Annotated in this window: 10 protein-coding genes; 3 read left to right on the forward strand and 7 right to left on the reverse strand. The window is 61.4% G+C overall.

Annotation, left to right across the window (positions count from 1 at the left end; translation table 11 throughout):
* Window positions 1-23: 23 nt before the first annotated feature.
* Together IB245_RS11240 and IB245_RS11245 are read left to right on the forward strand one after the other, a co-directional pair.
* Window positions 24-515 carry a YgjP-like metallopeptidase domain-containing protein gene (locus IB245_RS11240; protein ID WP_032832888.1) on the forward strand — a complete coding sequence of 164 codons (492 nt, stop codon included), beginning with the start codon at window positions 24-26 and terminating at the stop codon, window positions 513-515.
* A 15-nt stretch (window positions 516-530) separates the two neighbouring features.
* On the forward strand, window positions 531-827 hold the full coding sequence (locus IB245_RS11245) for a winged helix-turn-helix domain-containing protein (RefSeq protein WP_008033286.1): 297 nt from the start codon (window positions 531-533) through the stop codon (window positions 825-827).
* A 98-nt stretch (window positions 828-925) separates the two neighbouring features.
* Here the strand turns inward: IB245_RS11245 and IB245_RS11250 are convergent, their stop codons facing one another.
* Window positions 926-1,378, reverse strand: a complete 453-nt coding sequence (locus IB245_RS11250) for a GNAT family N-acetyltransferase (RefSeq protein WP_192227571.1) — start codon at window positions 1,376-1,378, stop codon at window positions 926-928.
* 256 nt (window positions 1,379-1,634) lie between these two features.
* Here IB245_RS11250 and IB245_RS11255 point away from each other — a divergent pair, with 256 nt between their 5' ends.
* Entirely contained in the window at window positions 1,635-2,372 is a 738-nt protein-coding gene (locus tag IB245_RS11255) for a substrate-binding periplasmic protein (protein ID WP_192227572.1), read from the forward strand.
* Between the two features lie 114 nt (window positions 2,373-2,486).
* Here the strand turns inward: IB245_RS11255 and yccS are convergent, their stop codons facing one another.
* The 6 genes from yccS to IB245_RS11285 form a co-directional block, all read right to left on the reverse strand.
* A complete protein-coding gene (yccS, locus tag IB245_RS11260) occupies window positions 2,487-4,670 on the reverse strand; it encodes a YccS family putative transporter (RefSeq protein ID WP_192227573.1) in 2,184 nt (727 codons plus the stop codon).
* Between the two features lie 226 nt (window positions 4,671-4,896).
* Entirely contained in the window at window positions 4,897-6,075 is a 1,179-nt protein-coding gene (locus tag IB245_RS11265) for an NAD(P)/FAD-dependent oxidoreductase (protein WP_192227574.1), read from the reverse strand.
* A gap of 159 nt (window positions 6,076-6,234) precedes the next feature.
* On the reverse strand, window positions 6,235-7,572 hold the full coding sequence (dbpA, locus tag IB245_RS11270; RefSeq protein WP_263864900.1) for an ATP-dependent RNA helicase DbpA: 1,338 nt from the start codon (window positions 7,570-7,572) through the stop codon (window positions 6,235-6,237).
* A gap of 105 nt (window positions 7,573-7,677) precedes the next feature.
* Window positions 7,678-9,105, reverse strand: a complete 1,428-nt coding sequence (gene mdtD / locus IB245_RS11275) for a multidrug transporter subunit MdtD (protein WP_008033279.1) — start codon at window positions 9,103-9,105, stop codon at window positions 7,678-7,680.
* Between the two features lie 112 nt (window positions 9,106-9,217).
* A complete protein-coding gene (locus IB245_RS11280; RefSeq protein WP_192227576.1) occupies window positions 9,218-10,555 on the reverse strand; it encodes a TldD/PmbA family protein in 1,338 nt (445 codons plus the stop codon).
* Entirely contained in the window at window positions 10,555-11,997 is a 1,443-nt protein-coding gene (locus IB245_RS11285) for a TldD/PmbA family protein (protein ID WP_192227577.1), read from the reverse strand. The genes IB245_RS11280 and IB245_RS11285 overlap by 1 nt, the downstream gene beginning before the upstream one ends.
* Window positions 11,998-12,139 lie beyond the last annotated feature (142 nt).

Raw genomic sequence — 12,139 nt, forward strand, 5'->3', positions numbered from 1 at the left:
AGTAATTGATGTTGCCTATCCCGATGACCGCGTTGAAATACCTTCAGGCCTATCCCGTAGAGTTGCAGGACCAGGTGCGCTGGCTGATCACCGAAGGTCGGCTGGGCGATTACCTGGACAAGCGCTACCCGCAAAAGCACGACGTGCAGAGTGACAAGGCGCTGTATGCCTATGCCCTGGACCTCAAGCAGGAATACCTGCGTAACGCCCCGGCCATCGATAAAGTGTTGTTCGACAACCGTCTGGACCTGACCCATCGCGCCCTCGGCCTGCACACCACGATCTCGCGGGTGCAGGGCGGAAAACTCAAGGCCAAGAAAGAAATTCGCGTGGCCTCGCTATTCAAGGAAGCGCCTTGCGAGTTTCTGAAGATGATCGTGGTGCATGAGCTGGCGCACTTCAAGGAATCGGATCACAACAAGGCGTTCTACAAGCTGTGCGAACACATGTTGCCGGGGTATCACCAGGTCGAATTCGATTTGCGGGTGTACCTGACGTGGCGGGAAATGCAGTAGCCAAGGAGTGTGTGGATGGACGTGAGCAAGACCAAGAGCAGCTTCTATCGCCGTTTATACGTGGCGTACCTGATCGACAGTGGGCTGGCCAGCAGCGTCCCGGCATTGACCGACGTGACCGGCATGCCCCGGCGCACGGCGCAGGACACCATTGCGGCGTTGGCGGATCTGGATATCGTTTGCGAGTTCGAGCAGGAAGAGGGCGCGCGCAACCATGCCGGTCGCTATCGGATTCGCGAGTGGGGAGCGATTGATCGGGGATGGATCGAGCGGAATCTGCGGCAGATTAAAGCGGTGTTGGAGTATCCCTAGCTCCTGCGGTGTTGCGGCTGATGCCTTCGCGGGCAAGCCTCGCTCCTACAGAAACAATGAAGTCCATGTAGGAGCGAGGCTTGCCCGCGAAGAGGCCCTCAAGAACGACGCATCCCGATATGCGGAATACCATCTTCCACGTATTCCTCACCCGCCACGACAAACCCGTACCGCCCGTAATACCCCTGCAAATGCGCCTGCGCCGACAGATAAACCGGCACATCAGGCCAACGCTTCGCAGCCTGCTTCAACGCCAGGGCGATCAGCTCATGACCCAACCCTTTGCCGCGCGCCTGCGGGGCGGTAAGCACCCGGCCGATCACCACGTCGCCGCCCTGTAGTTCCGGGTCGAGCAAGCGCAGGTACGCCACCAGCCGATCGCCTTCCCAGGCCATCAAGTGGCAGGTGTCACCCTCCAGATCCTGGCCGTCCACGTCCTGATAGACGCATTTCTGCTCCACTACGAAAACCTCTGAGCGCAGCTGCAGAATGGCGTACAGCTGCTCTTTGCCCAGATCACTGTGGTGCTTGCAGATCCAATCGATTGTCATCTTCACATCCCGTTGACCTAGTCGCTCCGATACTAATCGCCTGGGCGAAAGATGTCTTTATGGCAGAGAAATCTGTGACAAAGGCCAAAATGCCATCATTCAATTCGCGCGGCGTTGTCTTCTTTGTGTAATCTGGGCTGAAGCGCTGTGCAGTGGCTTCGATGAGCTAATGTTGGTACCTGGGTTTCGCCGTTACGGGGCCTTGGAGTTTTGGCTGAAAACACGTCGGGCAGCCGCCCGCTAAGGATTTTCGAGCATGCCGCGATTGCATCGAGCTTTGGCCTTGATCGGATTGCTGTTGCTGACTCAGAGCGAGGCAGCGGAAAAGCTGCGACTGGTAGCCGATGCCTGGCCACCCTTTACTGATGCGACGCTGCTCAATGGCGGCCTGGCGACGGACATTGTCAGCACCGCGCTGGCGCGAGCCGGCTATGCCAGTGACTTTGAACAGGTGCCCTGGGCACGCGCCCTGATGGGTGTGGGCGAAGGCCGTTACGATGTGCTGGTGAACGCCTGGTATACCGAAGAGCGCACCAGGCTCGGCCGGTTTTCCGGCGAGTACCTGCTCAACCGCGTGCGCTTTCTCAAGCGCAAGGACGCACCGATCGAATACAACAACCTGCAGCAGCTGCACACCTACCCGATTGCAGTGGTACGCGGTTACGCCTATTCACCGGCGTTCGATGAGGACGCCTTGCTGCAGAAGGTCCCGGTGCACAGCTTCGCCATGGCCGTGCGCATGGTCGCTGCCGATAGGGTCAAGCTGACGCTGGAAGACGAATACGTCGCGCGTTATTACCTGGCCCGGGAGTCCGCCAAGGTGCGCAATGCCGTGGAGTTCCTGCCCAAGCCGTTGAGCGAGAACAGCCTGCACATTCTGGTCAGCCTGAAAAATCCGCACCACGAAGAGATCGTGGCCAGTTTCGACCGTGAGATTGCGGAGATGAAAGCGGATGGCAGTTATGAGCAGTTGATGAAGCAGCACGGGATGTAGTTTTTGCGGGATGGCTGATGACCCCTTCGCGGGCAAGCCTCGCTCCTACAGGTATCGCGAACCCTGTAGGAGCGAGGCTTGCCCGCGAAGAGGCCGGCCCACTCACCACACATCTCAATCCTCGCCGGTGTCCTTGATCAAATGCGCCGCCAATGTCCGCAGCGGTCCCAGTTGCCGGCAGATCAACGCCAACTGCGTCTGCACCAGCCGCTGCCCTTCATCGATTTCATCCGGCATCTGCTCCAGCTCATTGGCCAGTGCCTCTTCCTCATCACTCTGAATCGCAATCGGCAGTTTGCTCGCCAACCCTTGAGCGATTTCATCGATGCTCGCCGCCAGTTTCACGCCGGCCCCTTCGATCAATTGTTCGCGCACGTCTGCCGGCAGTTGGGTTTCACGGTGTGCACCCAGTCCTGACAAATAGCTGAGCAAGGTGTGCGACAACACCAGGAAGCGGAACCCGACATCCGCCTCCTTACGGAAATGCCCCGGCTCCATCAGCATGTTGGCGAGCGTCGTCGAGAGCGCCGCATCGGCGTTGTGCGCGTTGCGCCGGGCCAGGCGATAAGCCAGGTCGTCGCTCTTGCCGGCGGCGTATTGCTGCATGATCTGGCGCAGGTAAATGCTGTTGCAGGTGAGGGTGTTGGCCAGCACTTTGTTCAAGCGTCGGCCCTGCCAGTCCGGCAGGAACAGGAACACCGCCAGGCCGGCAATCAGGCTGCCGAGCAAGGTATCGAACAGTCGCGGCAGGAACAGGCCGTAACCGTCGCCGACCTGGTTGAAGCAGAACAGCACCATCAGCGTGATCGCGGCTGTGGCCAGGGTGTAGCGGGTGGTACGGTTGATAAAGAACACTACGCCGGCGGCGATGGCGAAGCACGACTGGATCAGCGGATTCGGGAACAGATCGAACAGCGCCCACGCCACGGTCAGGCCGATGGCGGTGCCGATGATCCGCTGACCGAGCTTGCGGCGGGTCGCGCCGTAGTTCGGTTGGCAGACGAACAGCGTGGTGAGGATGATCCAGTAACCCTGCGACGGGTGAATCAAATGCACCATGCCGTAGCCGATGCTCAACGCCAGGGGCAAACGCAGGGCATGGCGGAACAGCAGCGAGGTCGGCGTCAGCTGCGTGCGCAAGCGAATCCACACATCCTTGAGGCTGCGTGGCGAACGGTCGAGCAGGCTGCTGTCGGTGGCGTCGGCGAGGGCGTCGGGGTTGCTCGCATCGCTGAGCAAACGGTCGAGGGTGCCGAGGTTGGCGGCCAGGGCGCGCAAGGAGCGCAGCAGTCCGCGCCAGGCCGGGTTGCTCTGGATGCGCAGGTGTTCGAGGGACGCGTGCAGGTCGCTGAGGGCTTCGGCAAAGCTGGCGTCATAGATGAATGGCTGGCGCATCTGGATCGATTCCGCCAGCGCTCGGCAAGCCTTGCCCTGTTGGCGCAGCAGGCGCTGACAGCGGAACAGCACGTCGCTGTGGAAAAAGGCGTCGGCCAGCGCGTTGTACGGATAGTGCGAGGAGCTGGCGCGCTCGTGGATGTCCTGAGCGAGGAAGTAGAGCTTCAGGTAACGGCTGACTTTCGAGCCCGGTCGACCGTTGCCGACCCGGTGCAGAATGATTTCCTTGGCAGCGTTCAGGGCTGCCACGACCCGACCGTTCTGCTGGGCCAGTTCCAGTCGGCGCGCTTCCACGTCCATCTGCCGGATCGGCTCGAACAGCGACGATTTCAGCTTCAGGTAAAAGCCCAGTTCGCGGAACAACCGCGCCAGACTCTGTTGCACCGGCTGGTTGGAAAACATCGCCTGCCACAACACCGAAAGCAAACCATACCAGGCCGCGCCGGCCACCAGCAGCACCGGTTCGTGCCAGAAATCGGTCACTGCGCCGCCGCGCTGGTCCACGCCGATCATGGTGTAGACCGACAGAATCAACGTCGCCGAGGCAATCGCGCCATAACGTTCGCCGAGCGCACCGAGCATGGTCAGGCAAAAAGCTGCCAATGCGAAAGCGATGATGAACAGGACGGGGTAGGGGAACAGCAGTTCGACGGACAGGGCCGCGACGATGAAGCAGACCAGCGTCACGGCCAGCGAATTGAGGCGGCCCTGCCAGCTGTCGTCGGTTTCGGCCAGGGCGCTGGCGATGATCCCCAGGAACAACGGGATCAGCAGCCCCATTTCATCCTGATACCAACACAGCGCCATGCTGCCGGTCAGGGCGATGAACACCCGCACGCTGTAACTGAATTTATCCAGCGCCCAGAGGCGACGCAGGGACTGACGAAAAGGGGTCGATGGCATGAAGTGCGAGGGCCTTCCGAGGCAATGACGCTAAATTGAGCCAGTAATGACGCCGACGCAATGGCGCCGATCACATCTGACAGCAAAATCTGTTCCTTAAGTTCTATGTCGTCTGTCAGGACGCCTTCGCGGGCAAGCCTCGCTCCTACAGGTTTTGCGCCACCTGAAAACTGGCATATCACCTGTAGGAGCGAGGCTTGCCCGCGAAGAACGATAACGCGGTACGTCAGACGAATTGCGCGGCGGCGTACCCGGAGGCCCACGCCCACTGGAAGTTGAAACCGCCCAGATGCCCGGTCACGTCGAGCACTTCGCCGATGAAATACAGCCCGGGGCTTTTCAGCGATTCCATGGTCTTGGACGAGACTTCGTTGGTGTCGACACCGCCCAAGGTCACTTCGGCGGTGCGGTAGCCTTCGGTCCCGGCCGGCACCACTTTCCAGCTCGCCAGCTTCTCGGCGATGTCGGCAATTTCCGCGTGGGTGTATTGCTTCATCGGTTTGGAGACGAACCAGTTGTCCGCCAGCAGGTTGGCCATCTTCTTGGTGAAGATTTCGCCGAGCAGGGTTTTCAACTCGCTGTTCGGCCGTTCGGCCTGCTGCTGTTGCAGCCAGCTCGGCACATCGTGATCCGGCATCAGGTTGATCTCTACCGGGTCGCCGGATTCCCAGAACGAGGAAATCTGCAAAATCGCCGGACCGCTGAGGCCGCGATGGGTAAACAGGATGTTCTCGCGAAAGCTCTGATCGTTGCAGCTCACCAGGCAATCCACCGACGTACCGGACAGTTCGGTGCAAAGCTCTTTGAGCTGATCAGTGATGGTGAAGGGCACCAGGCCGGCGCGGGTCGGCAGCAGCTCGTGGCCAAACTGCTTCGCGACCTGGTAACCGAAACCGGTGGCGCCGAGCGTCGGGATCGACAGGCCGCCCGTGGCGATCACCAACGATTCACAGGTGATCTGGCCCAGTGTGGTGTCCAGCAGATAGCCGCTTTCCAGCTTCTCGATGGTCTGGATCGACGTGTCCAGGTGCAAGTTGACGCCAACCTGATCGCACTCGTTGAGCAGCATTTCGAGGATGTCGCTGGATTTGTTATCGCAGAACAACTGGCCGAGTTTCTTCTCGTGGTACGGCACGCCGTGCTTGGCGACCATGCCGATGAAATCCCACTGCGTGTAGCGCGCCAGTGCGGATTTGCAGAAGTGTTCGTTCTGCGAGAGAAAATTACCCGGTTCGGTGTACATGTTGGTGAAATTGCAGCGGCCACCGCCCGACATCAGGATTTTCTTGCCGGCCTTGTTCGCGTGGTCGAGCAACATCACCTTGCGCCCGCGCCCGGCGGCGGTCAGCGCACACATCAACCCTGCGGCGCCAGCGCCAATGATCACGACTTCGGTAGAGCGCAAAACGGTGTCCTCACATAAATATTAAATTCACCGGGAAACCAATGTGGGAGCGGGCTTGCTCGCGAAAGCGGAGTGTCAGTCAGCTTACAAGTCGACTGACACACCGCTTTCGCGAGCAAGCCCGCTCCCACAGGGGATCTCCGTTGGGGCGAAGGTCTCTTACAAGATACGAACGCGCAGCGAGCGGCCCTTGATCTTGCCGTCGTTCAGGCGTTGCACTGCCTGCTTGGCAACTGCGCGTTCCACGGCCACGAACGCCTGGAAGTCGAAAATCGCGATCTTGCCAACCTGCGCGCCCGGAATCCCGGCATCGCCAGTCAACGCACCCAGAATATCGCCCGGACGCACTTTGTCTTTACGGCCAGCGCCGATGACCAGCGTGCTCATTTGCGGCAGCAACGGACCACCGCCCTGGGACTTGAGGTTGTCCAGCTGATCCCAGCTCAACGGCGACTTCTGCAGTTGCTCGATGGCCTGGGCGCGGTGCGCTTCGGACGGGGCGACCAGGCTGATCGCGATGCCTTTTTCACCGGCGCGGCCAGTACGGCCAACGCGGTGAATGTGGATTTCCGAATCACGCGCCAGTTCGACGTTGATCACCATGTCCAGCGCATCGATGTCCAGACCACGCGCGGCGACGTCGGTGGCAACCAGTACCGAAGTACTGCGGTTGGCAAACATCGTCAGCACCTGGTCACGATCACGTTGTTCCAGATCGCCGTGCAGGCCGACGGCGGAGATGCCTTTGGCGGTCAGGTGATCGACGGTTTCCTGAACCTGCTGCTTGGTGAAGCAGAAGGCCACGCAAGAGGCCGGGCGGTGATGCGCGAGGACTTTGACCACGGCGTCCATGCGCTCTTCCGGAGAGATCTCGTAGAAGCGCTGCTCGATCTGCGTGTCGTCGTGGAACGCCTCGGCCTTCACTTGCTGCGGGTTGCGCATGAACTTGGAGGCCAATTGCTTGATGCCCACCGGGTACGTGGCGGAGAACAGCAGGGTCTGACGGCGCTCCGGGCACTGGGCGATGATTTCTTCGATGGAGTCGTAGAAACCCATGTCGAGCATGCGGTCGGCTTCATCGAGGATCAGCGTGTTCAGGCCATGAAGCACCAGCGAACCTTTGCGCAGGTGCTGCTGGAGGCGGCCCGGAGTGCCGACGATGATGTGCGCGCCGTGCTCCAGCGAGCCGATCTGCGGACCGAACGACACGCCGCCGCACAAGGTCAGGACCTTGATGTTGTCTTCGGCGCGGGCCAGACGACGGATTTCCTTGGCGACCTGGTCAGCCAGTTCACGCGTTGGGCAAATGACCAGCGCCTGGCAGCCGAAGAAGCGCGGATTGATCGGGTTCAGCAGGCCGATGCCGAAGGCCGCGGTCTTGCCGCTGCCGGTCTTGGCCTGGGCGATCAGGTCCATCCCCTTGAGGATCACCGGCAAGCTTTGCGCCTGGATCGGCGTCATCTGGGCATAACCGAGGGAGTCGAGGTTAGCCAGCATGGCGGCGGACAGCGGCAAAGTATTAAAAGCGGTGGCGATGGTGGTCACGGGACTGGCCTGCAAAACAAAATGTCGCGCAGTGTACCAGCCCAGTGGCCATTCGCCCTAAGGCTCTATGTGCTCTTCCGGACGCTTGACGCGCCGTCCGTCTTCCTTTGACAGCTGCGAGAAGATCGTCGCGGCCAGCATCGCCATGATTCCGACGGTCACAAACGTGAGTTGGAACGCGCCCAGCACCGTGTCCACGCCGTCGTTTCCGATCTCTGCCGTGAACCCGCCGAGCAGCGCACCGGCGCATGCAACGCCCAGGCTCAGGGACAATTGCGCGACCACCGACAGCAGGCTGTTGCCGCTGCTGGCGCTGGCGTCGTCGAGGTCGATCAGGGTCACGGTGTTCATCGCGGTGAACTGCAACGAGTTGATCGCGCCGAGAATCGCCAGCATGCCCAGCAGCAGCCAGTACGGCGTCTGCTCGCTGACCAGGCCCATGCTTGCCAGCATCAGCCCCAGCGCCAAGGTGTTGCCGGTCAGCACAATGCGATAACCCAGGCGCTCGATCAGCGGCCGGGCCACCGACTTGGCAACCATCGCCGCCGCTGCCAGCGGCAGCATGCTCATCCCCGCCTGCGACGGCGAGTAGCCCAGCGCCACTTGCAGCAACAACGGCACGAGGAACGGCAGTGCGCCGCTGCCGAGACGGGCGAACAGGTTGCCGAGGATGCCGACGGCGAACGTGCGGGTCTTGAACAGCGACGGCGCGAACAGCGGATTGTCGATGTGCCCGGCCCGCAGCCAGTACGCCGCCAGGCACGCCATGCCGCCGAACAGCAGCAACATCACGCGCAGGTGCGGCAGGTGCAGTTCGCCGAGGCCTTCCATGGCAATGGTGATCAGCACCATCGCTGCGCCAAACAGCAAAAAGCCCAGGCTGTCGAACCGTGTGCGCTCAGTGCCGCGCAGGTCGGGGATGAATTTCCATACGGCGTAGCAACCGACGACGCCGACCGGCAGGTTGATCAGGAAGATCCAGTGCCACGTCAGGTATTCCACCATCCAGCCGCCCATGGTCGGGCCGATCAACGGGCCGAGCAGGCCGGGAATGGTGATGAAACCCATGATCCGCACCAGTTCCGAGCGCGGGTAGGCCCGCAGCACCACCAGCCGCCCGACCGGCAGCATCAGCGCACCGCCCAGGCCCTGAATCACCCGGGCGCCGATCAGCATGCTCAGGCTGCTCGACAAGGCGCAGAGCAACGAGCCGAAGCTGAACAGCAGGATCGCGCCGAAGAAGATTTTCTTGGTGCCGAAGCGGTCGGCGATCCAGCCCGAGGCGGGGATCAGCAACGCGACGGTGAGCATGTAGGCGATGATCACGCCCTGCATGCGCAGCGGGTCTTCCGCCAGATCGCGGGCCATGGCCGGCAGGGCGGTGTTGAGGATGGTCCCGTCGAGGGACTGCATGAAGAAGGCAATGGCGACGACCCACGGCAACCAGCGGGCGGTGACAGCGTCGAGAGGCGGGCGGTTGGGCATGGGACCTCTTGTCAGTGTGAATCTGATTAACCGTGGCGGCTTCTTCGCGGGCAAGCCTCGCTCCTACAGGGTTTCGCTGTTCTTGTAGGAGCGAGGCTTGCCCGCGAAGCTTTTAGAGGGTCAACGTCAGGCGGCTGATCAGCGCGCCCGGCAACAGCGCCGATGCCGTGGCCCGCTGGCTGTAAGTGCTCGCCGACAGCAACAACTCGCGCTCTTCGGTCAACGCTTCCAGCTGCGAACCCAGCAAACTGTAAGCACTGTCATCAAAACGCATGGTGCTGACCGGTGCCTGGATCTCGCCATTCTCGACCCAGAACGTCGCAAACCGCGTCATGCCGGTCATGCGTGCCATCGGTTGGTCCGAGTAATTCAGGTACCAGAGGTTGCTGATGTACAAACCCGTGCCCAGTTGCTTGAGGATCTCGGTATCGGCAAGCGCGCCTGGCGCCATGTTCAGCGCGGTCGGCGATTCACCGCCGCTGGCGCCGTTGGCCGTCAGGCCGTATTCGGCGGCGCTGCGTGAGCCGACCAATTGCGCACCGGCCTTGCCTTCGACGATCAGCTTCAGGTCGCTGCGTGGATAGCCTTCGCCAGAAAATGCCGGGCTCAACGAACCGCTGACTTGCTCGTCAAGGGACACCAGCGGACTGAACGAATGGTCGCCCGCATAGAGTTTCTGCAACGGACTGCTCTTGCTGGCAATCGACTGCGCCGAAAAGCCACCCCAGGACAACATGCCCATGATTTCTTCCAGCGCGGCCGGCGCCAGGTAAGCGCGATACTGACCCGGTGCCAACGTACGCAATGGTCGACCGAGAAACTCAAGCTGCTCACGCGCCTGCTGGAAGCGCCGGGCAAACCCTTCGCTGTTCCAGTCATGGCCCGCGTAGCTGGCTTTCACCGCCTGGCCGTTTGCATGAAACAGGCTGAAGTCGAAGTTGAAGCTGTTGGCCTGATGCCAGCCGAACGCGCCTGAAGAACTGGCGAAGCCGCGACTGATCGGGCCGGCGGCGTAGAAACCCACCAGATCCAGCCCTTCGGCGGCCCGGGTGATTTCGGCGACCACCTGCTCGGTGTCCGGCAGCGGATGCTCCTGCACATTCTTGCTTTGCCAGCCGGTGTAGTTGAGCAGCAAGTACGGATCCTGCGGCAGCAGCGGCAGGGTGTCGCGCAACTGTTGCAGGCCTTCGGCCAAACGCTGGGCGTCAACGTGAGCATCGCCCGACAGCGTGATGTCGAGGTCGGCGTGGCGACCGTCGTTGATCAGTTTGAGACCGACGCTCGCCTGTTGCACCTGCCCGGCCTGCCGCACCTTGGCATGATTGAAACGCACGAAGGCCGACGACTCGGCGGCGTAGCTGAGGGTGAATTGCTCCGGTTCGCGAATCGCCTCGCGCAACCCGTTGACCAAGGCCTTGAACGAATCAGCCTGACTTTTTGAAGTGCTCATCAGGCGTCTCCCCCAAATACATCCACGTTGCTGAACACGCAGGCCGGTGAAGCATGGCCGACACGGATCACCTGATTCGGTTCGCCCTTGCCGCAGTTCGGCGTGCCCAGAACCTTGAAGGTGCTGGAGTCGCCAACGGCGCTGAGGCTCTTCCAGAACTGCGCGGAAATCGCCCGGTAGTTCGGGTTTTTCACCACGCCTTTGAGTTCGCCGTTTTCGATCAACTGGCCCCATTCGCAGCCAAACTGGAACTTGTTGCGCGCATCGTCGATGGACCAGGAACGGTTGGTGCTCATCAAAATACCGTGCTCGATGTTGCCGATCAGTTGTTCCAGCGGCTGATCGCCGGGCTCGATATTGAGGTTGGCCATGCGGTCGATCGGTGGGCGGTTCCAGCCGCAGGCACGGCTGTTGGCAACGCCGTCCATGCCGGCGCGGAACTGCGAAAGTGCGCCGCCCAATGGACGCAGGAGCAAGCCCTGCTTGATCAGGAATTGCTTGCTCGCGGCAGTGCCGTCGTCGTCATGACCGTAGCTGGCGAGCTGCTCGGGAATGTCCGGGTCGAAGGTGACGTTCAGCAGTTTCGAACCGTACTGCAAATGGCCGAAGTCTTCGGCCTTGACGAAACTGGTGCCGGCGTAATTGCGCTCGTCACCGAGGATGCGATCGAGTTCCAGCGGGTGACCGATGGATTCGTGGATCTGCAGCATCATCTGATCAGGCATCAGCAGCAGGTCGCGCGGGCCTTGTGGCGTGTTCGGCGCGAGCAGCAATTGCAATGCTTGATCGGCAACTTTTGGACCGGCGCCGATCAGGCCGCAACGGCTGATGACATCAGCGCTGCCCTGCTGGCCGAAGTTCTCGCGGCCGAGGCTGCGGGTCTGGCTGTCGTTGCCGTCGTAGGCCGTGACATCGAGGCCCGGATAGACGAAACGCTGGGCCTGGCGCAGTTCGGCGCCGGCGCTGTTGAGGTAGATCTGCTCGACATGGGTGATGCCGATGCTGACCTGCCAGTTCACCAGTCGCTCGTCCTTGGGCACCGCCGCGGATTCGGCGCCGAGCAGTTGGTAGCAATCGCTCAGGGACGGGAAGGGCTGGTCGAGGTTCGGCGAAAAATAGTCGGCGCGGTCGCTGGAAACGGCTTGCTCACGCAGGTCGAGCAGCGCGTGAGGCTTAAGCAGGCGAGCTTGTTGCTCGGCTCGGTCCAGCGCCGATTGCAGGCCTTGCGGCGACAGGTCGTTGGTCGCGGCGTAGGCTTCAACGCCGTTGACACGAACGGTCAGCATCGCGCCTTCGTCACGGCTCAGGCTCGGAGGTTCGGCAACGTTCTTGCGTACCGACAGGTACTGGCCGGACTCGCGCACGTATCGCAGAGAAAAGAATTCAGCGCCCGTGCGCAAGGCAGCAAAGCGCTGCTTGAGCTGGGGGTGGAAATCGAACATTCGGGAACCTCCTTGGTCTGGAGTGGCGATGCAGCGGTGTTGCGAAGGGGGGGTGAAACGTTTGCGTGGCGCTAGATTAGGCCTGCGTGGGGGTAGGATCAAGCGCAGAGCTGCGTAGGAAATATTTAATCAGCGTGAAGGC

The organism is Pseudomonas sp. PDM02, assembly GCF_014852285.1.
In the GTDB taxonomy this organism is placed as follows: domain Bacteria; phylum Pseudomonadota; class Gammaproteobacteria; order Pseudomonadales; family Pseudomonadaceae; genus Aquipseudomonas; species Aquipseudomonas migulae.

Bases quoted from the DNA above. Each gene is read 5' to 3' on its own strand.
- IB245_RS11240 (WP_032832888.1), top strand. From the start codon at position 24: ATGACCGCGTTGAAATACCTTCAGGCCTATCCCGTAGAGTTGCAGGAC.
- IB245_RS11245 (WP_008033286.1), top strand. From the start codon at position 531: ATGGACGTGAGCAAGACCAAGAGCAGCTTCTATCGCCGTTTATACGTG.
- IB245_RS11250 (WP_192227571.1), bottom strand. From the start codon at position 1,378: ATGACAATCGATTGGATCTGCAAGCACCACAGTGATCTGGGCAAAGAG.
- IB245_RS11255 (WP_192227572.1), top strand. From the start codon at position 1,635: ATGCCGCGATTGCATCGAGCTTTGGCCTTGATCGGATTGCTGTTGCTG.
- yccS (WP_192227573.1), bottom strand. From the start codon at position 4,670: ATGCCATCGACCCCTTTTCGTCAGTCCCTGCGTCGCCTCTGGGCGCTG.
- dbpA (WP_263864900.1), bottom strand. From the start codon at position 7,572: ATGCTGGCTAACCTCGACTCCCTCGGTTATGCCCAGATGACGCCGATC.
- mdtD (WP_008033279.1), bottom strand. From the start codon at position 9,105: ATGCCCAACCGCCCGCCTCTCGACGCTGTCACCGCCCGCTGGTTGCCG.
- IB245_RS11280 (WP_192227576.1), bottom strand. From the start codon at position 10,555: ATGAGCACTTCAAAAAGTCAGGCTGATTCGTTCAAGGCCTTGGTCAAC.
- IB245_RS11285 (WP_192227577.1), bottom strand. From the start codon at position 11,997: ATGTTCGATTTCCACCCCCAGCTCAAGCAGCGCTTTGCTGCCTTGCGC.